The 23477-nt window shown below is 63.6% G+C and carries 22 protein-coding genes and 1 tRNA gene; 4 read left to right on the plus strand and 19 right to left on the minus strand.

Going from position 1 to position 23477, the window contains the following annotated elements:
- Positions 1-5 precede the first annotated feature (5 nt).
- From QWL29_RS11610 to QWL29_RS11690, 17 genes are all read right to left on the minus strand, one after another.
- Entirely contained in the window at positions 6-1496 is a 1491-nt protein-coding gene (locus QWL29_RS11610) for an NADH-quinone oxidoreductase subunit M (protein WP_305823053.1), read from the minus strand.
- 22 nt (positions 1497-1518) lie between these two features.
- Positions 1519-3636, minus strand: a complete 2118-nt coding sequence (gene nuoL, locus QWL29_RS11615) for an NADH-quinone oxidoreductase subunit L (RefSeq protein ID WP_305823054.1) — start codon at positions 3634-3636, stop codon at positions 1519-1521.
- 40 nt (positions 3637-3676) lie between these two features.
- Positions 3677-3985, minus strand: a complete 309-nt coding sequence (nuoK, locus tag QWL29_RS11620) for an NADH-quinone oxidoreductase subunit NuoK (protein ID WP_056333562.1) — start codon at positions 3983-3985, stop codon at positions 3677-3679.
- On the minus strand, positions 3982-4653 hold the full coding sequence (locus tag QWL29_RS11625; protein WP_305823055.1) for an NADH-quinone oxidoreductase subunit J: 672 nt from the start codon (positions 4651-4653) through the stop codon (positions 3982-3984). Before QWL29_RS11625 ends, nuoK begins: the two co-directional genes overlap by 4 nt.
- Positions 4654-4676: 23 nt before the next feature.
- On the minus strand, positions 4677-5165 hold the full coding sequence (gene nuoI, locus QWL29_RS11630; protein ID WP_305823056.1) for an NADH-quinone oxidoreductase subunit NuoI: 489 nt from the start codon (positions 5163-5165) through the stop codon (positions 4677-4679).
- A 14-nt stretch (positions 5166-5179) separates the two neighbouring features.
- Positions 5180-6265, minus strand: a complete 1086-nt coding sequence (gene nuoH / locus QWL29_RS11635) for an NADH-quinone oxidoreductase subunit NuoH (protein ID WP_305823057.1) — start codon at positions 6263-6265, stop codon at positions 5180-5182.
- Positions 6265-8601: an NADH-quinone oxidoreductase subunit NuoG gene (gene nuoG / locus QWL29_RS11640; RefSeq protein ID WP_305823058.1), complete on the minus strand. Its 2337-nt coding sequence runs from the start codon at positions 8599-8601 to the stop codon at positions 6265-6267. Before nuoG ends, nuoH begins: the two co-directional genes overlap by 1 nt.
- Before the next feature lie 21 nt (positions 8602-8622).
- A complete protein-coding gene (gene nuoF / locus QWL29_RS11645) occupies positions 8623-9918 on the minus strand; it encodes an NADH-quinone oxidoreductase subunit NuoF (RefSeq protein ID WP_305823059.1) in 1296 nt (431 codons plus the stop codon).
- On the minus strand, positions 9915-10403 hold the full coding sequence (gene nuoE / locus QWL29_RS11650) for an NADH-quinone oxidoreductase subunit NuoE (RefSeq protein ID WP_305823060.1): 489 nt from the start codon (positions 10401-10403) through the stop codon (positions 9915-9917). Before nuoE ends, nuoF begins: the two co-directional genes overlap by 4 nt.
- A 35-nt stretch (positions 10404-10438) precedes the next feature.
- A complete protein-coding gene (locus QWL29_RS11655) occupies positions 10439-11692 on the minus strand; it encodes an NADH-quinone oxidoreductase subunit D (RefSeq protein ID WP_305823061.1) in 1254 nt (417 codons plus the stop codon).
- Entirely contained in the window at positions 11692-12285 is a 594-nt protein-coding gene (locus tag QWL29_RS11660) for an NADH-quinone oxidoreductase subunit C (protein WP_305823062.1), read from the minus strand. The genes QWL29_RS11655 and QWL29_RS11660 overlap by 1 nt, the downstream gene beginning before the upstream one ends.
- A 16-nt stretch (positions 12286-12301) precedes the next feature.
- Positions 12302-12778 carry a NuoB/complex I 20 kDa subunit family protein gene (locus QWL29_RS11665; protein ID WP_020654624.1) on the minus strand — a complete coding sequence of 159 codons (477 nt, stop codon included), beginning with the start codon at positions 12776-12778 and terminating at the stop codon, positions 12302-12304.
- Positions 12779-12781: 3 nt separating this feature from the next.
- Complete coding sequence (locus QWL29_RS11670; RefSeq protein ID WP_305823063.1) at positions 12782-13141, minus strand: NADH-quinone oxidoreductase subunit A; 360 nt, start codon at positions 13139-13141, stop codon at positions 12782-12784.
- 174 nt (positions 13142-13315) lie between these two features.
- Positions 13316-13400 (minus strand) — tRNA-Leu (locus QWL29_RS11675).
- Positions 13401-13588: 188 nt separating this feature from the next.
- Positions 13589-14080, minus strand: a complete 492-nt coding sequence (secG, locus tag QWL29_RS11680) for a preprotein translocase subunit SecG (protein ID WP_305823064.1) — start codon at positions 14078-14080, stop codon at positions 13589-13591.
- A 58-nt stretch (positions 14081-14138) separates the two neighbouring features.
- Entirely contained in the window at positions 14139-14888 is a 750-nt protein-coding gene (gene tpiA, locus QWL29_RS11685) for a triose-phosphate isomerase (RefSeq protein ID WP_305823065.1), read from the minus strand.
- A 253-nt stretch (positions 14889-15141) separates the two neighbouring features.
- Positions 15142-16122, minus strand: coding sequence for an NAD(P)H-quinone oxidoreductase (locus QWL29_RS11690; protein WP_305823066.1), 981 nt, complete (start codon positions 16120-16122; stop codon positions 15142-15144).
- Positions 16123-16407: 285 nt separating this feature from the next.
- On the opposite strand from QWL29_RS11690, the gene QWL29_RS11695 reads away from it, so the two are divergent.
- Both QWL29_RS11695 and QWL29_RS11700 read left to right on the plus strand, forming a co-directional pair.
- The gene (locus QWL29_RS11695; protein WP_305823067.1) at positions 16408-17790 is read left to right on the plus strand and encodes an SGNH/GDSL hydrolase family protein; all 1383 of its coding nucleotides are present in this window, start codon (positions 16408-16410) and stop codon (positions 17788-17790) included.
- A gap of 473 nt (positions 17791-18263) precedes the next feature.
- The gene (locus QWL29_RS11700) at positions 18264-18728 is read left to right on the plus strand and encodes a hypothetical protein (RefSeq protein ID WP_305823068.1); all 465 of its coding nucleotides are present in this window, start codon (positions 18264-18266) and stop codon (positions 18726-18728) included.
- Positions 18729-18758: 30 nt separating this feature from the next.
- Here the strand turns inward: QWL29_RS11700 and QWL29_RS11705 are convergent, their stop codons facing one another.
- Positions 18759-19367, minus strand: coding sequence for a tetratricopeptide repeat protein (locus QWL29_RS11705; RefSeq protein ID WP_305823069.1), 609 nt, complete (start codon positions 19365-19367; stop codon positions 18759-18761).
- 87 nt (positions 19368-19454) lie between these two features.
- Positions 19455-20222, minus strand: coding sequence for a GIN domain-containing protein (locus tag QWL29_RS11710; protein ID WP_305823070.1), 768 nt, complete (start codon positions 20220-20222; stop codon positions 19455-19457).
- A gap of 260 nt (positions 20223-20482) precedes the next feature.
- On the opposite strand from QWL29_RS11710, the gene QWL29_RS11715 reads away from it, so the two are divergent.
- Together QWL29_RS11715 and QWL29_RS11720 are read left to right on the plus strand one after the other, a co-directional pair.
- Positions 20483-21850: a M16 family metallopeptidase gene (locus QWL29_RS11715; protein WP_305823071.1), complete on the plus strand. Its 1368-nt coding sequence runs from the start codon at positions 20483-20485 to the stop codon at positions 21848-21850.
- Positions 21851-21861: 11 nt separating this feature from the next.
- Positions 21862-23280: a M16 family metallopeptidase gene (locus QWL29_RS11720; RefSeq protein WP_305823072.1), complete on the plus strand. Its 1419-nt coding sequence runs from the start codon at positions 21862-21864 to the stop codon at positions 23278-23280.
- Positions 23281-23477: the final 197 nt, after the last annotated feature.

Consider the following 23477-nt stretch of genomic DNA (forward strand, 5'->3'; position numbering starts at 1 on the left):
TCGATTTATTGAGGCAGCTTGGACACGGACACGTGTTGCAGCAGGTCGGCAACCGAAGTCTGCAGGGTATCTGCAATTGGCGCCGGGTACAGGCCCATGTACAGCGTGGCAATCGCCAGCACGGCCAGGATGGCGAACTCGCGCTTGTTGAGATCAACAAGTTTGGCCACGTGGGCGTTGCCCACGGGACCAAATACCACGCGCTTGACCATCCACAGCGAGTAGGCCGCGCCCAGGATCAGGGCGGTGCCGGCAGCCAGGCCGGTCCAGAAGTTGAACTGCACGGCAGCCAGGATCACCATGAATTCGCCGATGAAGCCCGAGGTGGCCGGCAGGCCGGCATTCGCCATCGAGAACAGCACGGCAAAGGCGGCAAACTTCGGCATCGTGTTCACGACACCACCGTAGTCGGCGATTTCACGCGAGTGCATGCGGTCGTACAGCACGCCGATACACAGGAACATCGCGCCCGACACGAAGCCGTGCGAGATCGCCTGCATGATGCCGCCCTGCACGCCCATCTCGTTGAAGATGAAGAAGCCCAGGGTGACGAAGCCCATGTGCGCGATCGACGAGTAGGCGACCAGTTTCTTCATGTCCTTCTGGACCATGGCCACCAGGCCGATGTAGATCACGGCGATCAGCGACAGCACGATGACGACCGGCGCCAGGTAGTGCGAAGCGTCCGGCGCGATCGGCAGCGAGAACCGCAGGAAGCCGTAGGCGCCGAGTTTGAGCATGATCGCGGCCAGCACGACGGAACCGCCGGTTGGCGCTTCCACGTGGGCGTCCGGCAGCCAGGTGTGCACCGGCCACATCGGCACCTTCACGGCGAAGGCCATGAAGAAGGCGATGAAGATCAGGATCTGCTCCTTCATGCCCAGCGCCTGGGTATGCCATTTCTGGATCTCGAAGGTGCCCGAGACGTTGTACAGGTAGATGATCGCGATCAGGGTCAGCAGCGAGCCGAAGAACGTGTACAGGAAGAACTTGAAGGCTGCGTACACGCGGTTCGGGCCACCGAAGACGCCGATGATGATGAACATCGGGATCAGGGTCGCTTCGAAGAAGAAGTAGAACAGCACGCCGTCCAGCGCCGCGAAGACGCCGATCATCAGGCCCGACAGCAGCAGGAAGGAGCCCATGTACTGGGCCACGCGTTCTTCGATGACTTCCCAGGCGGCCGCCACCACGATGATGGTGATGAAGGCGGTCAGCGGGATGAACCACATCGACAGGCCGTCGACACCGAGACGGTAGAAGATGTTGAAGCGCTCGATCCACGGCGCGACTTCATAGAACTGCATGCCATGCGCGGCGTTGTCGAACTGCGTGATCAGCGGGATCGTCGGCAGCAGGCTGACGACGGCGCCGACGAGCGACAGCACGCGGACCAGTCCGCGGTTGCTGTCGCGGCCCACGGCGAGCACGAGCACGCCGAACAGGATCGGGAGCCAGATTGACAGGCTCAGGTAATGAGAGGTGTTCTGCATCATTTGTCTTTTTCTTTGCCTGTAATTAGCGCCAGAACGGGAAGAAGTACAGCAGGGTCGCAGCGATACCCGCAATCATCACGAACGCGTAGTGGTAGATGTAGCCGGTCTGGCCCTTGCGGGTCAGCAGCGCGAACCAGCCGACCGCCTTGGCCGAGCCATTGACGATGAGGCCGTCGATCAGCGCACGGTCGCCCACTTTCCACAGGCCGCCGCCGATGGCGCGTGCGCCGCCGGCAAACACTGCCTGGTTGAACTTGTCCATGTAGTACTTGTTGTCCAGCAGCGTGTGCAGCGGCTTGAACTTCGCGTAGAACCAGGCCGGGACGCGCGGGTTGATCATGTAGCAGTAGTAGGCCACCACCACGCCAGCCAGTGCCAGCCAGAACGGTGCGGTCGTCAAACCGTGGATCGCCATGCCGACGGCGCCGTGGAATTCCTCGCGCAGGGTTTCCATCGCGGTGTGGTTCTCGCCGACGAAGATGACGCCCTTGAAGAAGTCGCCGTGCAGCATCGGGCCGATGGCCAGGTAACCGATGATGACCGACGGGATCGCCAGCAGGACCAGCGGCAGGGTCACGACCCATGGCGATTCGTGCGGCTTCTGGCCCGGGGCCAGGCCGTGGTGGCCGTGGTCGTCGTGCTCTTCCTCATGATGCGCGTCCGAATCATGGGTCGCGTGCGGATCGGCGTGGCCGTGGCCCGCTGCAACCGCTTGTTTGTGATCGTCATGCGCATGATGGTCGTGGGCGTGTGCCTTGCCGAAGCGCTCTTCCCCGTGGAACACCAGGAAATACATGCGGAACGAGTAGAAGGCAGTCACGAAGACACCAGCCAGCACGGCGAAGTAGGCAAAGCCCGCACCCGGGATGTTCGAGGCGTGCACCGCTTCGATGATCGAGTCCTTCGAGTAGAAGCCGGCGAAGAACGGGGTACCGATCAGGGCCAGCGAGCCCAGCAGCGAGGTGATCCAGGTGATCGGCATGTACTTGCGCAGGCCGCCCATGTTGCGCATGTCCTGGTCGTGGTGCATGCCGATGATGACCGAACCGGCGCCAAGGAACAGCAGCGCCTTGAAGAAGGCGTGGGTCATCAGGTGGAACACGGCCACCGAGTAGGCCGAGGCGCCCAGGGCGACGGTCATGTAGCCCAGCTGCGACAGGGTCGAGTAAGCGACCACGCGCTTGATGTCGTTCTGGATGATGCCGAGGAAGCCCATGAACAGTGCGGTAATCGCGCCGATCACGATAACGAAGCTCAGCGCGCCGTCCGACAGTTCGAACAGCGGCGACATGCGCGACACCATGAAGATGCCGGCGGTAACCATGGTCGCGGCGTGGATCAGTGCCGAGATCGGGGTCGGGCCTTCCATCGAGTCCGGCAGCCAGACGTGCAGCGGGAACTGCGCCGACTTGCCCATCGCGCCGATGAACAGGCAGATGCAGGCGGCGGTCAGCAGCGGCCAGCCGATGCCGGGCACGGTCATGCCGACCAGCTTGTCGGCCTGGGCGAAAGTTTCGCCGTAGTGCATGGTGCCCGAGGCCGCCAGCAGCAGGCCGATACCGAGGATGAAGCCGAAGTCGCCGACGCGGTTGACCAGGAAGGCCTTCATGTTGGCGAAGATCGCGGTCGGACGGGTGTACCAGAAGCCGATCAGCAGGTAGGACACCAGGCCCACCGCTTCCCAGCCGAAGAACAGCTGCAGGAAGTTGTTCGACATGACCAGCATTAGCATGGCGAAGGTGAACAGCGAGATGTACGAGAAGAAGCGGTTGTAGCCTTCGTCCTCGGCCATGTAGCCGATGGTGTAGATGTGGACCATCAGCGAGACCGAGGTGACCACGCACATCATCATCGCCGACAGGGTGTCGATCTGGAAGCCGACCGCCAGCTTGACGGTGCCGACCGTCATCCAGGTGTAGATGTCCTGGTTGAAGACCGGTGCGCCGTCGAGGATGGCCATCAGGGTCTGGACCGAGATGATCAGTGCGATCAGGACGCCCAGGATGGTTGCCGTGTGGGAGACCTTGCGGCCGACCACGTTACCGAGAAACTTGGTACCGAGCAGGCCGGCAATCGCCGAGCCTGCGAGCGGCGCCAGAGGCACCGCCAGTAACATTGAGGAAGAGAGTTGCCCCGCCATGTTGAACCTTAATCGTTATTAATTATCAGCCGAGACCGGATCAGCCCTTGAGGCTGTCGAGGTCTTCCACATTGATCGTGTCCAGGTTACGGAACAGGACCACCAGGATCGCCAGGCCGATCGCCGATTCGGCGGCCGCGACGGTCAGGATGAAGAACACGAAGATCTGCCCCGCCGCGTCACCGAGGTAATGCGAGAAGGCGATGAAGTTCAGGTTCACTGCCAGCAGCATCAGTTCGATGGCCATCAGCAGGATGATGATGTTCTTCCGGTTCAGGAAAATACCGACGATCGAGATCGCGAACAGGATCGCGCCCAGGACCAGGTAGTGTGCAAGCGATAAAGTCACGGGTTTTGCTCCTTGTTCTGCGCTGCAGCGGCGGCGGCGACATTCGCTTCGTCGATGGCGCGCTGGTTCACCGGCTCCATCTTGACGATGCGCAGGCGGTCGTTACGTTTCACGCGCACGGCGGCGCCCGGGTCGATGGCCTTGCTGTCCTTGCGCTTGCGCAGGGTCAGGGCGACGGCGGCGATGATCGCCACCAGCAGCACCACGGCGGCAATCTCGAAGCCGTAGATGTACCTGGTGTAGATCAGCAGACCCAGTTCCTTGGTGCCGCCCAGGTTCAGGGCGGCCGCTTCGGTGCTCAGGCCGACGGTGTTGAAGCCGTTCCACAGCACGAGGCCCATTTCCAGCACGATGAAGGCGCCGATGCCGAGGGCCATTGGGAGGTAGCCCCAGAAGCCTTCGCGCATGCGGTTGACGTTAATGTCGAGCATCATCACGACGAACAGGAACAGCACCATGACGGCGCCGACATACACCAGCACCAGCACGATGGCGAGGAATTCGGCCTTCAGCAGCAGCCAGATACCGGCGGCGTTGAAGAAGGCCAGCACCAGGAACAGCGCGGCGTGGACCGGGTTCTTGGAGGTAATGACCAGCAACGAGGACACGACCATGACGGCCGCGAACACGTAGAACAGGATCGTGGGAAAAATCGTAGTAAGTTCCATGACTGACGGGGACCTTTTTCTTGTTAACGGTAAGGCGCGTCAGCCGCGCGTGCCGCAGCGATGTCGGCTTCGTAACGGTCGCCCACGGCCAGCAGCATCTCTTTGGTGTAGTAGAGATCGCCACGCTTTTCGCCGTGGTATTCCAGCACGTGGGTCTCGACGATCGAATCGACCGGGCAGGACTCTTCGCAGAAGCCGCAGAAGATGCACTTGGTCAGGTCGATGTCGTAGCGCGTGGTGCGGCGGGTGCCGTCCTCGCGCTGCGCCGATTCGATCGTGATGGCCATGGCCGGGCAAACTGCTTCGCACAGTTTGCAGGCGATGCAGCGTTCTTCCCCGTTGGGGTAGCGGCGCAGCGCATGCAGACCGCGGAAGCGGTTCGACATCGGGGTCTTTTCTTCCGGGTACTGCACGGTGATCTTGCGCGAGAAGGCATACTTGCCGGTCAGCGCCAGACCCTTGAACAGTTCGGTCAGCATCAGGCTGCCGAGGATTTCTTTAATTCGGTTCATGTGAATATGCTCTCTTACTTCCAGATATTCCAGGACGTCTGCATGACGCCGGCGATCAGCACCAGCCAGACCAGGGTCACCGGGATGAACACTTTCCAGCCCAGGCGCATGATCTGGTCATAGCGGTAACGCGGGAAGGTGCCGCGGACCCAGACCATGGCCGAAACCATCAGGAACATCTTCAGGAACAGCCAGAAGAAGCCGCCGAAGGCGCCGCCGAATTCCAGGAAGCCGAACGGTGCGCTCCAGCCGCCCAGGAACATGATCGAGGCCAGGGTGCCGATCAGGATCATGTTGGCGTATTCGGCCAGCATGAACATCGCGTAGGACATGCCCGAGTATTCCACCATGTGGCCGGCCACGATTTCCGATTCGCCTTCGACGACGTCGAACGGGTGGCGGTTACATTCGGCCAGGCCGGAAATGAAATAGATGAAGAACAGCGGCAGCAGCGGCAGCCAGTTCCACGAGAACAGGTTCAGGCCATGCGACGCGGCCATGCCGACCTGCTGGCTCTGGACGATGTCGGTGAAGTTCAGCGAACCGGTGACCATCAGCACGACGACCATCACGAAGCCCATCGGGATTTCGTAGGAAATCATCTGGGCCGAGGCGCGCATGGCGCCCATGAAGGCGTACTTCGAGTTCGACGACCAGCCTGCGATGATGATGCCGTAGACTTCGATCGAGGTGATCGCCAGCAGCAGCAGCAAACCGGCGTTCACGTTGGCCAGCGCCGCATCCGGACCGAAAGGCACGACCGCCCAGGCGGCCAGGGCCGGCATGATGGTCATGATCGGGCCCAGGATGAAGAGCTTGGTGGTCGCCTTGGCAGGAATGACGATTTCCTTGACCAGCAGCTTGACCGCGTCGGCGATCGGCTGCAGCAGGCCTGCAGGACCCACGCGGTTCGGGCCGAGACGGATGTGGATCCAGCCGATCAGCTTACGTTCCCACAGGGTCGCATAGGCAACCAGGCCCATCAGCGGCAGCAAGACGCACAGGATCTTGATCAGGGTCCAGAGGACTGGCCAGACCGGCGCGATCGGGCTGGTAGCGCCGAGCTCGTAAAAACTATCGATAAAACCGGGCGTTGCCATTACTTGCCCTCCCCTGCTTTTTCAATGTTGATGGTGCCGAACATGGCGCCGAGGGTGGCGACGGCCGGGTGAGCGGCGGCAACGCGCACGACGTTCGCCGGCAGGCGGGCGTCGATGTCGGCAACCAGGATGGCCGAGCCACTGCCCTGGGTGACCTTCACCGTGTCGCCGGCTTTTACGCCGAGCTGTTCAGCCAGCTTCGACGGCAGACGGACCAGCGGTGCGTTGGCGTCGGCCGTGCGCAGCAGCGGTTCCGAACGGCGCGCGATGGCGTCGGCGAAATAGATCGGCACGTCGGTCAGGCGCTGCAGCGAACCGGATTCCTCGGCACGTGCGGCGGCGGTCGGAGCCAACTTGGCGATGTTGTTCAGCTTGGCCGAGTGATCAAGCACGCCTTTGCCCAGCGCTTCGTCGCGGATCGCTTCGGCGGTATCGTAATCGAAGCCTTGCAGGCCCAGCAGGTTGCCGATCACGCGCAGCACTTTCCACGCAGGACGGGTTTCGCCCAGCGGCTTGACGGTGCCGTTGAAGCTCTGTGCACGGCCTTCGCAGTTCACAAAAGTGCCGGCGGTTTCGCTGAACGGCGAGATCGGCAGCAGCACGTCGGCGTAGTCCATGCCGTGCTTGAACGGCGACATGGCGACCACCATCTCGGCGCCCTTCAGCGCGGCCAGGGCTTGCTGCGGGTTGGCCGCATCGAGTTCCGGTTCCGCGTTAAGCAGCACATAAGCTTTCTTCGGTACGCTGAACAAATCGGTGTTCGTGGTCGCGCCAACCAGGTGGCCGCCGACCGTGTTCGCCGCTTCGACGAAGTAACCGAATTTCGCGCCCGTTGCATCGGCGATCCACTGCGCGGCGGCGTGGATCTTCGAGGCTTCAGGATGGTGCAGGACCGAGTTACCCAGCAGCACAGCACCGGCAACGTCGGCGTCGATGGCGACCAGCGAAGCAGCGATGGCTTTTGCAGCGTCACCGGCTTGCACGTTCTCGAAGCCGGCAGGTGCGGCGGTTTCTTTCGAGGCAGCCACGGCCGACACGATCTCGCTCAGCGCAGCCAGCCAGTCGGTCGGCGCAGCGATGATCTTGTTCGCGGTAGGAATGAGGTTGTCCTCGTCCGAACCGTGCAGGATAGCCAGCTTGGCGCCGCCCTTGACTGCCTGGCGCAGGCGGGTCGCGGCCAGCGGGTGGTCCTTGCGCAGGAAGGAACCGATCACGAAGGCGCGCTTCAGGTTCGACAGTTCCGCGATCGGCATGCCCAGCCAAGGCGTGACGGCGCCGTCCAGGGCGAAGTCGCTCTGGCGCAGGCGGAAGTCGACGTTGTTCACGTTGAAGCCGCGCATGGCCTTGTTCAGCAGGTACAGCTCTTCCACGGTCGAGTGGGCGGTGGCAACAGCGGCGATGCTGTCGGCGCCGTGCTCGTGGCGGATGTTACGCAGGCCGTGGGCCACGTATTCCAGCGCGGCTTTCCAATTGGTTTCGATCCATTCGCCGCCCTGCTTGATCATCGGGTTGACCAGGCGGTCGGCGTTGTCCAGCGCTTCGTACGAGAAGCGGTCCTTGTCCGACAGCCAGCACTCGTTGATGTTCTCGTTTTCCAGCGGCAGCACGCGCATGACCTTGCCGCCCTTGACCTGGACAATGAGGTTGGTGCCGAGCGAGTCGTGGGGAGACACCGACTTGCGGCGCTGCAGTTCCCACGGACGTGCCGAATAACGGAAAGGCTTGCTGGTCAGAGCGCCGACCGGGCACAGATCGATCATGTTGCCCGACACTTCAGAGTCGACAGTCTTGCCGACAAAGGTCGTGATTTCCGAGTGCTCGCCGCGGCCCAGCATGCCGAATTCCATGACGCCGGCCACTTCCTGGCCGAAACGCACGCAACGGGTGCACTGGATGCAGCGCGACATTTCTTCCATCGAGATCAGCGGACCGGCTTCCTTCGGCGTGACGACGCGCTTTTCTTCGTTGTAGCGCGATTCGCCCTTGCCGTAGCCGACTGCCAGATCCTGCAGCTGGCATTCGCCGCCCTGGTCGCAGATCGGGCAATCCAGCGGGTGGTTAATCAGCAGGAATTCCATGACCGACTTCTGCGCGGCCACGGCCTTGTCGCTGTGCGAGCGCACCACCATGCCAGGCGAAACAGGCGTGGCGCAAGCCGGCATCGGCTTCGGCGCTTTTTCCACTTCGACCAGGCACATGCGGCAGTTCGCTGCGATCGACAATTTCTTGTGATAGCAGAAGTGCGGAATGTAGGTTCCGAGTTTGTTTGCGGCGTCCATCACCATGGAACCTGGTGCGACTTCGACTTTTTTGCCGTCTAATTCAATTTCAACCATTTGATCGTTACCTGACCTGGCTTAAAGGTACTCGGGCACGCAGCATTGCTTGTGCTCGATGTGATGAATGAATTCCTCACGGAAGTTCTTGATCATGGCTTCCACCGGCATGGCTGCCGCTTCGCCCAGGGCGCAAATCGTGCGGCCCTTGATGTTGAACGCCACGTTGTTCAGGAGCTCGATGTCTTCCGGACGGCCCTGGCCGTGCTCGATACGGTGCACCATGCGGTACAGCCAGCCGGTGCCTTCGCGGCAAGGCGTGCACTGGCCGCAGGACTCTTCGTAGTAGAAGTACGACAGGCGCAGCAGCGACTTGACCATGCAGCGCGTTTCGTCCATGACGATGACCGCGCCCGAACCCAGCATCGAACCGGCTTTCGCGATCGAGTCGTAGTCCATGTTCGTTTCCATCATGACTTCGCCGCGGATCACGGGAGCCGAGGAACCGCCAGGAATCACGGCCTTGATCTTCTTGCCGCCGCGCATACCGCCGGCCAGTTCGAGCAGGGTCGCGAACGGCGTGCCCAGCGGAATCTCGTAGTTGCCCGGACGCTCGACGTCGCCCGAGATCGAGAAGATCTTGGTGCCGCCGTTGTTCGGCTTGCCCATGCCCATGTAGGCTTCCGGACCGACGTTGAAGATGAACGGCACCGCGGCAAAGGTCTCGGTGTTGTTGATCGTGGTCGGCTTGCCGTACAGGCCAAACGAGGCCGGGAACGGCGGCTTGAAGCGCGGCTGGCCCTTCTTGCCTTCCAGCGACTCGAGCAGCGCGGTTTCTTCGCCGCAGATGTAGGCGCCGTAGCCGTGGGCTGCGTGCAGCTGGAAGTTGAACGTGCTGCCCATGATGCCATCACCGAGGAAACCGGCGGCGCGCGCTTCTTCCAGCGCTTCTTCGAAGCGCAGGTATTCCTGGAAGATCTCGCCGTGGATGTAGTTGTAGCCCACGGTGATGCCCATCGCGTAGGCGCCGATGGCCATGCCTTCGATCAGCGCGTGCGGGTTGTAGCGGATGATGTCGCGGTCCTTGAACGTACCCGGCTCGCCTTCGTCGGTATTGCAGACGAGGTATTTCTGGCCAGGGAACTGGCGCGGCATGAAGCTCCACTTCAGGCCGGTCGGGAAACCGGCGCCGCCGCGGCCGCGCAGGCCGGATGCCTTCAGGTCGGCGATCACCTGTTCCTGCGTGATGCCGCCTTCGAGGATCTTGCGCAGGGCCGAATAGCCGCCGCGCTTGACGTAGTCTTCCAGGTGCCAGTTCTCGCCGTCCAGGTCCTTCAGGATCAGCGGGTTGATGTGACGGTCGTGCAGGCTGGTCATCGCTTCTGTTCCTTCAGTTCATCCACCAGGGCGTCGATCTTGTCGTTGCTCATGAACGAGCACATGCGGTGGTTATTCACCAGCATCACCGGCGCGTCGCCGCAGGCGCCCATGCACTCGCCTTCGAGCAGGGTGAACTGGCCGTCGTCGGTGGTGCTGCGGAAATCGACGCCCAGCTTTTGCTTCAGGTGGTGAGCCGCGCGTTCGCCGCCCGACAGGGCGCACGGCAGGTTGGTGCACACGGTGATCTTGTGCGTGCCGACCGGGCGCGTGTTGTACATGTTGTAGAAGGTCGCGACTTCTTGCACGGCAATTGCCGGCATGCCGATGTAGTCGGCGATTTCCTGCATGGTTTCTGGCGACAGCCAACCCAGTTCGACCTGGGCATGGGCCAGCGCGGCCATCACGGCCGATTGACGCTGGTCGGCCGGGTACTTGCCCAGCTCGCGGTCGATCTTTTTATAGCACTGCTCGGATAACAACATAATATTTTTTCCTTCGGACTTATCGGACGCGCGCGTTACCGGTCAATAGAGCCGAAAACGATGTCTTGGGTACCGATGATCGTGACGGCGTCGGCAATCATGTGGCCGCGCGCCATCTCGTCCAGGCTCTGCAGGTGGGCATAGTCGGGCGTACGGATCTTCAGGCGGTAAGGCTTGTTGGCGCCGTCCGACACGATGTAGATGCCGAACTCGCCCTTCGGGTGCTCGACCGCGGCATAGGCCTCGCCCGGCGGGACGTGGAAGCCTTCGGTGAACAGCTTGAAGTGGTGGATCAGGGACTCCATGTTCGACTTCATTTCTTCGCGCGCAGGCGGGACCACCTTGTGGTTGTCGACCATGACCGGACCCGGATTCACGCGCAGCCAGTTGATGCACTGCTTGATGAGGCGGTTCGACTGGCGCATTTCTTCCACGCGCACCAGGTAGCGGTCGTAGGAGTCGCCGTTGGTGCCGACCGGAATGTCGAATTCGAGCTTGTCGTAGACGGCGTACGGCTGGGTCTTGCGCAGGTCCCAGGCGATGCCCGAGCCGCGCAGCATGGCGCCGGTGAAGCCCATGGCTTTCGCCGCTTCCGGCGACACCACGCCGATGCCGACCGTACGCTGCTTCCAGATACGGTTATCGGTCAGCAGGGTCTCGTATTCGTCGACGTAACCGTCGAAGCGCTTGGTAAAGGCCTCGATGAAGTCGAGCACCGAACCCTGGCGGTCTTCGTTCAGCTGGGCGATCGCCTTCTTGCTGCGGATAATCGACTCGCGGTGCTGCGGCATGGTGTCCGGCAGATCGCGGTACACGCCGCCCGGGCGGTAGTAGGCCGCGTGCATGCGCGCGCCCGACACCGCCTCGTAGACGTCGAACAGATCTTCGCGGTCGCGGAAAGCGTACAGGAAGGGGCCCATGGCGCCGATGTCGAGCGCGTGCGCGCCGAGCCACATCAGGTGGTTCAGCAGGCGGGTAATTTCGTCGAACATCACGCGGATGTACTGGGCGCGGACCGGCGCTTCGATGCCGAGCAGCTTTTCGACTGCCAGCACGTAGCCGTGTTCGTTGCACATCATCGACACGTAGTCGAGGCGGTCCATGTACGGCACCGACTGCAGGTAGGTGCGGGTTTCCGCCAGCTTCTCGGTGCCGCGGTGCAGCAGGCCGATGTGCGGGTCGGCGCGCTGGATCACTTCGCCGTCCAGCTCCAGCACGAGACGCAGCACGCCGTGCGCTGCCGGGTGCTGCGGACCAAAGTTCAGGGTGTAGTTCTTAAGCTCAGCCATTATTTCATCCCGTAGGTTTCTTCGCGGATCACGCGCGGGATGTTCTCACGCGGCTCGATCGTCACGGGTTGGTAGATCACGCGCTTCTGCTCGGGGTCGTAGCGCATTTCGACGTAGCCCGAGATCGGGAAGTCTTTGCGGAACGGGTGGCCGATGAAGCCATAGTCGGTCAGGATGCGGCGCAAATCGCCGTGACCGTCGAACAGGATGCCATACATGTCAAACGCTTCGCGCTCGTACCAGTTGGCGCCGCGCCAGATGCTTGTTACCGATTCGACCAGCGGCATGTCGTCGTCCGGGCAGAACACGCGCACGCGCACGCGCCAGTTATGCTCGATCGACAGCAGGTGCGAGGTGACCGCGAAACGCAGGCCATCCCAGGCGCCTTCGCCGTATTCGGAATAGTCGACGCCGCACAGGTCGATCAGCTCTTCGAATCGGAGCGACGGATCGTCGCGCAGGGCCTGCATCGAACGCAGGTAGTCGGCGGCCTTGACCACCACGGTCACTTCGCCGAGCGCCGCGGAAATGGCGGCGCCCTCGCCCAGTGCTTTTTCCAGGGCGAGTTGGAGGACTTCGAGTTTTGTCGTCATGGTGAATCCGGCTGGTTTAACGCGCGATGGTGTTGGTGCGCTTGATCTTGTTCTGCAGCTGCATGATGCCGTACAGCAGGGCTTCAGCCGTCGGCGGGCAGCCCGGAACGTAGACGTCGACCGGCACGATGCGGTCGCAGCCGCGCACCACCGAGTACGAGTAGTGGTAGTAGCCGCCGCCGTTGGCGCAGGAGCCCATCGAGATCACCCAGCGCGGCTCGGCCATCTGGTCATAGACCTTGCGCAGCGCCGGCGCCATCTTGTTGCACAGGGTGCCGGCCACGATCATCACGTCGGACTGACGCGGCGACGGACGGAACACGATGCCGAAGCGGTCGAGGTCGTAGCGGGCCGCGCCCACGTGCATCATCTCGACCGCGCAGCAGGCCAGGCCGAACGTCATCGGGAACATCGATCCCGTGCGCGCCCAGTTGATCAGCTTATCGGCTGTGGTGGTAATGAAACCTTCGTTTAATACGCCTTCAATAGCCATGGCTTATTCCCAATCAAGGGCACCTTTCTTCCAGATGTACCAGAAACCGACCACGAATTCGGCGATGAACACCATCATCGTGATGAAACCGGTCCAACCCAGCTCGCGCATCGAGACGCCCCATGGGAAGAAGAATGCCGTTTCCAGATCAAACAAAATAAACAGGATCGCCACCAGGTAGTAGCGAACGTCGAACTTCATGCGTGCGTCTTCAAAGGCTTCGAAGCCGCATTCGTATGGGGAGAGTTTGGCCGCGTCAGGGCGGTTCGGTCCGAGCAGATAGCCCAGCACCTGGGGAGCGACGCCAACGCCGATACCGACCAGGATGAAGAGAAGAACGGGGAAGTAATTTTCGAGGTTCACGATGGAGCCTAATTTGAACGATCGGTTAATGAAACCACTGCATGCCTGCAGCGCCGTATCGCGCAATCCTGGCTTCGTACCTGCCACCAGGACCGTACGACTGATCCTCGTAAAAAAGCCAGCTCAGGCTGGAGAGCGGTTGCTCATCGCCCTTGCTGGCTTTCTTTTATATCTTGGTGCCGACGGCGAGACTCGAACTCGCACAGCTTGCGCCACTACCCCCTCAAGATAGCGTGTCTACCAATTTCACCACGTCGGCTGGAGACCAGTATTATACCCTGCCTTAACACCTTCTTTCAATGCACAAATTGAGGTGTCTCAAGGAAAAGTAAGCTTTTTCTCAAACTTTCTTTTAGCTCATGCCGAAGCGTGATGCTGACAGAGTTGAGAAACCGGTGGCGCACCACTTGCGCACCACCTGCATACTGGGGAACTACTAACAACGCTTTACTGCTGGGTCGCCGGCACAGCTGGTGCGGTCGTGGCTGGAGCCGCTGGCGCCGGCGCCGCTGGAGCGGTGGTCGCCGGCGCGGTGGCTGCAGGCGCAGCAGGCACGTCCGCCGCCGGAGCCGTCGGCACGCCGGCGGTCGGGGCCGGCGCATCGGCCGGGGCGGTGGTTGCCGGCACGTTGGCGCCTGCACCTGCCGGCACGGTGGTCTGGCCGGCACGTTCCATCACGCCGCCGCCGGTGGCAACGGTGCGGTTGTTGCTCATCGAAGCCAGGCCCAGGGTCGAGGCAAAGAAGACCGCGGCGGCAACGGCCGTCGACTTCGACAGGAAGTTCGACGAACCGCTGGCGCCGAACAGGCTGCCCGAGGCGCCCGAACCGAAGGCCGCGCCCATGTCGGCGCCCTTACCGTGCTGCAGCAGCACCAGGCCGATGATGACCAGGGCAGAAATCACCTGCACGACAACTACGAGATTGAACAACACGTTCATTACAGTTCCATTCCAAGTTTAACTACGTTGCAAATTCTATTCAGGCAGCTCAGGCGGCTCAGGCGGCAGCGTCGATGATCGCCAGGAAGTCGGCCGCCTTCAGGGCCGCACCGCCGATCAGGCCGCCGTCGATGTCGGCCTGCGCCATCAGTTCGACCGCATTTTCCGGCTTCATGCTGCCGCCGTACAGGATGGCGACGCATTCGGCTGCTTCAGCGTTGCGTTCATGCAATTGCGCGCGCAGCTGGGCATGAACTTCCTGCGCCATCTCCGGCGTCGCCGTCTTGCCGGTGCCGATGGCCCACACGGGTTCGTAGGCGACCACGATACGCGCAAGACCGTCGGCGTCAAGCACGTCCAGCACGGCAGACAATTGTTGGGTGACGATAACATTTGTTTGACCGGCTTCGCGCTGCGCCAGGGTTTCACCCACGCAGACGATCGGGGTCAGGCCCGCGTTCAGCGCGGCCAGCGCCTTTTGCGCTACGGTCTCGTTCGTCTCGCCATGGTAGGCGCGGCGTTCCGAGTGGCCGACGATCGCGTACTGGCAACCGAGGTCGACCAGCATCGAGGCGGCGACCTCTCCGGTGTAGGCGCCGCTCACATGCTGCGACACGTCCTGCGCGCCCCAGGCCAGCGGGCTGCCGGTGAGCGTGTCGACGCATTGCTGCAAATAGGGAGCGGGAACGCAGACGGCGCAGGTGGCCTTTGCATTGCCCAGTCCGGCAACAATACCGGCCAGCAGCGACGCATTGGCCGCGCGGCTGCCGTTCATCTTCCAGTTACCTACGACGAGTTTGGGACGCATAAAACCCCACAGTCAAATAACCCGCTATTCTAGCCGCCGTTCTGGGGGTGGTCAAACAATGGCTGAGCGGGTGTGTTAAAAGCGTGGCAAGCATTTGTTCGTACAGATGCGCTTGATCGGGCTGGACGCGTGGGCACAAGTGCCCACCCTACGCACGCAACGGCCACTGGCTTCGAATACGTAGGGTGGGCCGGGCCGCGCTAGGCACTCGTGCCCACGCGGTTTCACCGGTCGATCATCGGCGCCCCATGCCTCAAACCACCTGCAACACAATCTTCCCGACGTGCGTGCTCGACTCCATCAACGCATGCGCCTCGGCCGCCTGCTCCAACGGGAAGGTCTTGTAAATCACCGGCTTGATCTTCCCCGCTGCAAGCAACGGCCACACATGCTCGCGCAAATTGTGTGCAATCGCCGCCTTGAACGCCACCGGCCGCGGCCGCAAGGTCGAGCCGCTGATCGACAGCCTGCGGCGCAGCACCTGCCCCAAATCGACATTCGCCTTCGCCCCACCCAGCAATGCAATCAGCGCGATCCGCCCGTCGTCGGCCAGGCAATCAATCTCGCGCGCCACATAATCCCCGGCCACCATGTCCAGCACCACGTCGACGCCCTTCCCGCCCGTCAAGGATTTGACGACCTCGACGAAATCCTCGCTCCGATAATTGATCCCGCGTTCGGCGCCAAGTTCCTCGCAGGCGCGGCATTTGTCGTCGCTGCCGGCGGTGGCGAACACGCGGTGCCCAAGCGCCGTGGCCAGTTGGATCGCCGTCACGCCGATGCCCGAGGTGCCGCCCTGCACCAGCAGGGTCTCGCCCTCCTTCAGGCCGGCGCGGTCGAAGACGTTGGTCCAGACGGTGAAGAAGGTTTCCGGCAGCGAGGCGGCCTCGACCGCAGTCAAGCCTTCGGGCATCGGCAGGCATTGCGCCAGCGGCGCCGCGCAGTACTCGGCATAACCGCCGCCCTGCACCAGCGCGCAGACCATGTCGCCTTTCTTGAGGCCGCTGTCGCCCAGGTCGCCATCGACGATCTCGCCCGCCACTTCCAGGCCCGGCAAGTCGGACGCGCCCGGCGGCACCGGGTAGTGGCCCATGCGCTGCAGCACGTCGGGACGGTTGATGCCGGCCGCGTGCACGCGGATCAGCACTTCGCCCGCCTTCAGTTCGGGCTGTGGCCGCTCGCACAGTTGCAGTACTTCAGGCTTGCCCGGTTGGGTGATTTCGATTGCGCGCATTCCGGCCTCCCTTGAGAAAACGGCAATTGTACGTCAGCGTTCGAAAGCCTGTTTTCTGCCATCGCCCGCTTGCCGCTTCCCCATGTGTTGCTCACAGGCCAAAGAATCTCGCTTTCTCGTGCTTCAACGCAAACAAATTCTTCAATGCATGAGCTTTTTCGGGAACTTTAGAGATCGCACAACGATCTCGTCCGCAGCCGTCTTGTTTGTCCCATGCCTGCAGCATAGATTGGAGGACCGAGCTCAGGCATATGAGCCGTTTCCACCATTCAAAGGAGCACGATTATGCTAGTGATTGCCAATGCCCTGTCCAGGCTGCTGCCCAGCAGGAAGTCCAGCCTGTCGTCGACGGCACTGCCCCGTCCCGCATTGCCGCGTCCCATTCCGACCCGGCGCCCGCGCTTCGGCCTCGTGCTGGCCGGCGCCGCCCTCGCCGCGATCCTGGCCTTGCCCGGCCACGGCGCCAACGCCCAGGGCTGGAACAGCGAGCGCTGGACCGGCACCTGGGGCACGGCCCCGGCCGGCCCGCCGGCGCCGGCCAGCCTGCAAACCTTTACCGACCAGACCCTGCGCCTGATCGTCCACACCAGCATCGGCGGCAACCGCGTGCGCATCCGCGTATCGAACGAATTCGGCGCCGTGCCGCTGCGCATCGGCGCGGCCCGCATTGGCGTGCGCGCAAGCGGTTCCGACGTCGCGCCCGGTACCGACCGCGTGCTCACCTTCGGCGGCCGTTCGGCCATCGTGATCCCGCCCGGCGCCCCGGTGCTGTCCGACCCGGTCGAGCTGAACGTGCCGGCCCTGAGCGACCTCGCCGTCAGCCTCTACCTGCCGGGCACGGTCGACGCCACCACGGTCCACAACACCGGCCTGCAGACCAACTACGTGTCGCTGCCGGGCGACTTCACGGCCTCCGCCACCCTGCCGGTGCAGCGCACCATCACGGCCTGGCCCTTCCTCACCGAAGTGGACGTCGACAGCGCCGGCCCGTCGATTGTCACCCTGGGCGACTCGATCACCGACGGCACCCGCAGCACGGTCGACACCAACAACCGCTGGCCCGACTGGCTGGCGCGGCGCCTGCAGACCGTGCGCGATCCTGTGTTGGGGATCAATGGACGCCTGGGTGTGGTCAACCGCGGCATCAGCGGCAACCGCCTCTTGAGCGATTCGCCAAACACCCTGGCCGGACGCAGCATCCAGGAACGTTTCGACCGCGACGTGCTGGCCACGGCAGGCGTGCGCTACATGACCCTGCTCATCGGCATCAACGACATCGGCAACAGCTCGGCCACCAATCCGGTATCGAGCGACGATCTGATCGCCGGCTACCGCCAGGTGATCGCGCGTGCGCATGCGAAGGGCATCGCCATCTTCGGCGCCACGCTCACGCCGTTCGAGGGTGCGGGCTATTACTCGCCCGAGAAGGAGGTGGTGCGCCAGGCGGTGAACAACTGGATCCGGTCGAGCGACGAGTTCGACGGCGTGATCGACTTCGACGGGGCCACGCGCGACCCGGCGCACCCGACGCGCTTCCTGGCGGCGTATGACAGCGGCGACCACCTGCATCCGAACGACCTGGGCTACCAGGCGATGGGGAATGCGGTGACGCTGACCTTGTTCCGCTCGCTGGCGGCGGCGAAGACGGTGCCTGGGCTGGAACGATAATCCCGCTTCTGCCCCGTCGCCGGGCTGGCGTGTGGCTCGACGACCGGCATCCTGGGGCAAGCTTCCCTGACCCAGGCCCGGCAGACTGGCCTGGGGGGCTCGACCGGTAGGATCTCCGGACAGCGGGGTAGGTGTCGTCTTCACCCTCACTCAATCGCACGATACGACACGATTCCGCACGATGTGCTCGCGAAAGCACACGACGCACGCACGAAAACGCGCGATCTCTTGACGCAAATGCACGATGGGCGCACGAAACCGAACGATACGAAAACTGAATGTCTAACTGACTATACAGCCGCCGCCGTGATCGCTCGAAAGCGTGCGCGCAGCGTGCGCGCAGCGTGCGACCTGGCGCGACTATCGCCCGAATTCGCGCGCTCCTCGTGTGTTTTCGCGTGCATGGCGTGCGATATCGTTCACTATCGTGTGAAAGCGAGCATATGAAGAGTAAACCTACCCCGGCTTCCGCCATGCCGATGCCGGTACCGCTTGAACTGCACCAGCAACTGCTGCTCGCGTCGATCCAGTCCGGCTTCACGCAGGAAGTCTGGGAAATCGGCGCCGCCGCCATTCGGGACTGGCTGGCGCGCAATGCGCCGGAATCGTTCGCCATGCCGGCAACGTCGGGCTACCAATGGAAGCATGTCTTCCTGCCGAAAGGAACGGTGCTCAGGACTGTATTCGACGGCAAGAACTTCCATGCGCACGTCGAGGGCGACCGGATACTGTATGAAGGAGCAGCCACCACGCCGAGCCGCTTCGCCAATGCCGCGGGCGGTGTCCGGCGCAATGCGTGGAAAGTGATCTGGGTGCTGTTACCGAACACGTCCACCTGGAAGCTTGCCGATGAGTTCAGGCCGCGGCGCTCACCAGGCAAGCAAATGCGCCGCAAGGCCTTGGCGCCCCTTACGGTCCAGCGCAATCCACGGCCTTGAGCGCTGGCCAGCACAGGCATGGCAGCCCCATCACCCGCCGCCCGTCTTCGACTGCCCCGGCAGCGCCGTCCCCACCTTCCAGGTGCGCGACAGCGCCTGCGCCTCCTCGATCTGCCCCTGGCTCATCTGCTTGGCCATGGCGGCGCGCTGGTTGACCGCATTCTGGTTGCCGCTCGCGGCGGCGAGGTTCATCAGCATGTAGGCGATGACCGGGTCGCCCGGCACGCCGGCCACGTGGTAGCGGTACATCAGCCCGAGCGCGTGCTGGGCTTCGGCATGGCCCTGCTCGGCCGCCTTGCGGAACCAGGTGACGGCGTGCTTCTGGTCCTGCGGCACGGCGTTGCCGGTGTAGTACATCGCGCCGACCACGTACTGGGCGTCGGCCTTGCCCTGCTGGGCCGCCTTGATGTGCCAGGCAAAGGCCTGCTTGTAGTCGCGCGGCACGCCGCGGCCCATGTAATACATCAGGCCCAGCAGGTGCTGGGCATCGGGATTGCCGGCGCGCGCCAGCGGCGCGATCTCCTTCATCGCCAGCGCGTAGTTGCGCGCGTTGTACGCGCTCGCTCCCTCGGGGAAACCCGCCTGCGCCGCCCCGTGCAGGCCGAGCGCAAGCAGGATCGCTACGGTAATTTTTTTCATTGTCTCGTGCGTGGAACCGGTCTTTGCCTACCTTGTTGTTCTCGCGGAGGACGCTGCCGCCCCTGCCCTCCCTTCCCACTTTGCCGCCTACCTCCAGCTGACCTTGCCCAGCCCGTCCACGCTCACCTTGCGGTTGAGCGGCTTGCCGTAGACGGTGACCGAGCCCATGCCCGACAGGTTCAGGTTCGCGCTGCCGTTCGCGGTGACGGTGGCGTTGCCCAGGCCCGACAAATCGAGCATGACATTTTCGGCCGTGAACTGGCGCGCATCCAGGCCGCCCAGGCCGCTCAGTTCGGCCCGCAGCAGGCGGCTCCGCCCGGCCAGCATCACATGCCCGGCCCCGTGCAGGTCGATGTCGATGCGTTCGCCCTGCACGCCGTCCAGGCGCATGCTGCCGACGCCGCCCAGGCTGGCGCTGATCAGGCGGTAGCGCACGTTCACCGTCATCGAGCCGGCGCCGTCGAGCGCCAGCGCGAGTTCCTCGCCGCTGAAGCCGCTGATGTCGGTGGAACCCAGGCCTTCGGAGCTGACTTCGCGCAGCGTCGGCAGCACCAGCTCGGCGCGCACCGGGTCCTGCATCAGGCGCAGGCCGCGCCCGCCGCCGCCGCCGATGTTGATGGTGTCGCCGCGCTGCAGGATCGTCAGCCCGGCCAGCCAGCGCGGGTCGCCGCTCAGGACCAGCATCGCCGGGCTGCCCTGGCGGATGCGCAGGTCGACCGCGCCGTCGAGCTGGACGCGGGCCACGCGCGCATCCACGCTGCGCGTTTCGCTGGCGGACTCGGGCGCGGCGCTGGCCAGGCGCACCAGCGCCAGCAGGCCTACGGCCGTCACCGCAAATTTCAACAGCTTGTGCATGCAATCTTCTCCATGTTCGATTCGTGTTTCGTGTCCGTGCTCTGGCAATATCGACACTATAGCGCGGCCTTGGCGGCCACCGGCCGGGAATGCGACAGACTGCGCCAGGCGCGGACAGGACGCAGAACGGCGCCGTCTTTTTCGGGCTACATGCATATGCGATAGATTACTTTTTGGCATGTCCATGCGTTAAGATAAACCGCGCCGCCTGTCGCGCGGCTCCTTTTTTGTCCAGCCATTCTTTGAGGTCATCAATGCGCATGCGCCAACTTCCCGTCCTGCTGGCCGGGCTCGGCTTGTCGATGTCCGCCCTTGCGGCGAGCAGCGACAAGTGGGACCTGCCGGTCCATGTGAAGAAACTCGACAACGGCATGACCGTCGTCGTCTCCGAAGACCACAGCTCGCCGACCGTCGGCGTCTCGGTCGTGTACCACGTGGGCATGCGCCTCGAGCCGAAGAACCGTACCGGCTTCGCGCACCTGTTCGAGCACCTGATGTTCCAGGGCACGCCGAATGCGCCGAAGGGCGTGTTCGACAAGACCATCACCGGCGGCGGCGGGCGCAACAACGGCTCCACCCGTCCCGACTTCACCAACTACATCGAGACCGCGCCGGTGTCCTCGCTCGAGCCCATCCTGTGGCTGGAAGCGGACCGCATGAAGACGCTCGACTTCAACGAGAAGACGCTGAAGAACCAGCAGGACGTGGTCAAGGAAGAGATCCGCGTGAACGTGAAGAACCAGCCCTACGGCGGCTTCATGTGGATCGACATCAGCCAGCACGCCTTCCAGAAATGGGAGAACAACCACGACGGCTACGGCAGCTTCCAGGACCTGGAAGGCGCCAGCCTGGACGACGTGCGCAGCTTCCACCGCGACTACTACGGCCCGAACAACGCCGTGCTGGCGATTTCCGGCGACGTCACGCCGGACCAGGGCTTCGCGCTGGCGCAGAAGTACTTCGGCGGCATCGCCGCGCGCCCGACGCCGAAGAGCGGCGACTTCACCGAGCCGCTGAACAAGACCGAAAAACGCGTCGAGCAGAGCGACGCCCTGGCCCAGGTGCCGGCGATCGCCGCCGCCTGGAAGATTCCCGAGCGCGGCAGCCGCGACCAGGCGCCGATGGCGGTGCTGGCCGAACTGCTGGCCGGCGGCGATGCCTCGCGCCTGTACCTGGGCCTGGTGAAGGGCCGCGAGATTGCGCTGAACGTCGATTCGCTGTTCGGCCTGGTCGACCCCTGGACCTACGACGGCCCGACCCTGCTGACCGTGTTCGCGCTCTACAAGCCGACCAGCAATGCCGACGCGGTGCTCACTGCCATCGACGAGGAAGTAGCGCGCATCGCCAAGGAAGGCGCCGACGACGCCACCCTCAAGCGCGTGAAGACCCGCATGCTGGCCGACTGGAACAATTCGCTCGAGTCCTTCATCAACCGCGCCGACACCCTGGCCAAGCTGCAGACCCTGTGGGGCGACGCGAACGTCGTCAACAAGATCCCCGGCTGGATCGAAGGCGTGACTTCCGCCGACCTGCAGCGCGTTGCCGCCACCTACCTGGTGAAGAACAACCGCATCGTCATTGACCGCAAGCCGGTAGCGCAAGCAGCCGCGCCTGCCGAGAAAAAATAAGGAGCGCATCGATGAAAAAACTGATGCTGACACTGGCCGTGACCATGGCCTTTACCCCGATGGCGTTTGCAGCGGATGCCCCGGCGGCGGCGAAATCGACGCCGATGCCGGCCTACGGCAAGGACAAGCCGATCCCGACGCCGAAGATCGCGAAGAAGACGCTGGCCAACGGCATGACCGTCTGGGTCGTGCCGCGCGACGGCCTGCCGCGCGTCGACTTCGTGCTGGCCGTGCGCGGCGCCGGCCTCGCCGCCGACGACAAGGCGCATCCGGGCTTCGCCAGCCTGCTGGCCGGCATGCTCAACGAAGGCACGGCCAAGCGCGATTCGCGGGCGATCGCCGAAGCGGCCCAGGGCATGGGCGGCTCGGTGGCCGCCAGCCCCGCCAACGACGGCATCCTGGTCTCGGCCAACGCCCTCACCTCGCACGCGGCCGACATGATGTCGCTGCTGGCAGAAGTCACGCGCGCACCCTCCTTCCCGGCCAAGGAAGTCGACCTGGCCAAGGCCAACGCCCTGCAGGCGCTGCGCGTGTCGGAAACCACGCCGCGCTTCCGCGCCGAACGCGCCATCAACGAAGCCGTGTATGGCAGCCACCCTTACGGCCATACCGAGCCGACCGTCGACGCCATCACCTCGGTCACGCAGGACATGCTGCGCACCGAGCACGCCCGGCGCTTCCGCCCCGACCGCGCGCTGCTGGTGATCACCGGCCGCGTCAGCGAAGCCGAGGCCATGAAGCTGGCCCAGGCCGCATTCGGCGACTGGAAGGCGCAAGGCCCGGCCCTGGCCGATGTGGCGCCCGCCCCCGTGAGCGCCAAGCCGGCGCGTATTTTGCTCCAGCGCGGCGGCAGCGTGCAGTCGACGATCCGCATCGGCGGTCCCGGCATCGCCGCCAGCGCCGCCGACCAGGTGCCGCTGCGCCTGGCCAGCACCATCCTCGGCGGCGGCTTCTCGAGCCGCGTGAACATCAACCTGCGCGAGGAAAAGGGCTATACCTACGGCGCCTCGGCCGGCGCCCGCATGAGCCGCGCGGGCGGCGCCATCGTCGGCGGCGCCGACGTGCGCAACGAAGTCACCGGTGCGGCCTTGACCGAATACTTCAACGAGTACAAGCGCATCGGCAGCGAGGCCGTGCCGGCCGACGAAATAACGATGAACAAGCGCTACGTCGCCGGCGGCTACCTGATCAGCAACCAGCTGCAGCGCGCCGTCGCCGCCACCCTGGCCCAGAACTGGCTGGTCGGCCTGCCGCCGGAATTCCTCGGCCAGTACGTGCCGCTGATCGAGAAGGTGACCCCGGCCCAGGTGCGCACGGTCTCCGCCAAGTATTTCGCACCGGAGAAGCAGTCGATCGTGGTGGTCGGCGACCCAGCTGCTGTTGGCGAGCAGCTGAAGCAGTTCGGCGAGTTCACCGTCAGCGACAAATAAGACGGCTGGAAGCCGCGTGGGCACAAGTGCCTAGCGCGGCCCGGCCCACCCTACGAACGTACACGTGGATGGCCGTAGGGTGGGCACTTGTGCCCACGCGGTATAGAACAGCCGATCATTCGTCACGTAGGATGGGTTCTCGAACTCACCCTACGAGGATTGTGCCCACGCGGTATGCCACCGCCGATCATCCACGG

The sequence above is a fragment of the Massilia brevitalea genome (assembly GCF_030711405.1).
Lineage (GTDB): Bacteria > Pseudomonadota > Gammaproteobacteria > Burkholderiales > Burkholderiaceae_D > Telluria > Telluria brevitalea.

Bases quoted from the DNA above. Each gene is read 5' to 3' on its own strand.
- nuoF (WP_305823059.1), bottom strand. From the start codon at position 9,918: ATGACCAGCCTGCACGACCGTCACATCAACCCGCTGATCCTGAAGGAC.
- QWL29_RS11710 (WP_305823070.1), bottom strand. From the start codon at position 20,222: ATGCACAAGCTGTTGAAATTTGCGGTGACGGCCGTAGGCCTGCTGGCG.
- nuoE (WP_305823060.1), bottom strand. From the start codon at position 10,403: ATGTTGTTATCCGAGCAGTGCTATAAAAAGATCGACCGCGAGCTGGGC.
- QWL29_RS11665 (WP_020654624.1), bottom strand. From the start codon at position 12,778: ATGGCTATTGAAGGCGTATTAAACGAAGGTTTCATTACCACCACAGCC.
- nuoL (WP_305823054.1), bottom strand. From the start codon at position 3,636: ATGGCGGGGCAACTCTCTTCCTCAATGTTACTGGCGGTGCCTCTGGCG.
- nuoI (WP_305823056.1), bottom strand. From the start codon at position 5,165: ATGAACCGAATTAAAGAAATCCTCGGCAGCCTGATGCTGACCGAACTG.
- QWL29_RS11715 (WP_305823071.1), top strand. From the start codon at position 20,483: ATGCGCCAACTTCCCGTCCTGCTGGCCGGGCTCGGCTTGTCGATGTCC.
- QWL29_RS11690 (WP_305823066.1), bottom strand. From the start codon at position 16,122: ATGCGCGCAATCGAAATCACCCAACCGGGCAAGCCTGAAGTACTGCAA.
- QWL29_RS11610 (WP_305823053.1), bottom strand. From the start codon at position 1,496: ATGATGCAGAACACCTCTCATTACCTGAGCCTGTCAATCTGGCTCCCG.
- QWL29_RS11695 (WP_305823067.1), top strand. From the start codon at position 16,408: ATGCTAGTGATTGCCAATGCCCTGTCCAGGCTGCTGCCCAGCAGGAAG.
- QWL29_RS11625 (WP_305823055.1), bottom strand. From the start codon at position 4,653: ATGGAACTTACTACGATTTTTCCCACGATCCTGTTCTACGTGTTCGCG.
- tpiA (WP_305823065.1), bottom strand. From the start codon at position 14,888: ATGCGTCCCAAACTCGTCGTAGGTAACTGGAAGATGAACGGCAGCCGC.
- QWL29_RS11700 (WP_305823068.1), top strand. From the start codon at position 18,264: ATGCCGATGCCGGTACCGCTTGAACTGCACCAGCAACTGCTGCTCGCG.
- QWL29_RS11720 (WP_305823072.1), top strand. From the start codon at position 21,862: ATGAAAAAACTGATGCTGACACTGGCCGTGACCATGGCCTTTACCCCG.
- nuoH (WP_305823057.1), bottom strand. From the start codon at position 6,265: ATGGCAACGCCCGGTTTTATCGATAGTTTTTACGAGCTCGGCGCTACC.
- QWL29_RS11660 (WP_305823062.1), bottom strand. From the start codon at position 12,285: ATGACGACAAAACTCGAAGTCCTCCAACTCGCCCTGGAAAAAGCACTG.
- secG (WP_305823064.1), bottom strand. From the start codon at position 14,080: ATGAACGTGTTGTTCAATCTCGTAGTTGTCGTGCAGGTGATTTCTGCC.
- QWL29_RS11655 (WP_305823061.1), bottom strand. From the start codon at position 11,692: ATGGCTGAGCTTAAGAACTACACCCTGAACTTTGGTCCGCAGCACCCG.
- nuoG (WP_305823058.1), bottom strand. From the start codon at position 8,601: ATGGTTGAAATTGAATTAGACGGCAAAAAAGTCGAAGTCGCACCAGGT.
- QWL29_RS11705 (WP_305823069.1), bottom strand. From the start codon at position 19,367: ATGAAAAAAATTACCGTAGCGATCCTGCTTGCGCTCGGCCTGCACGGG.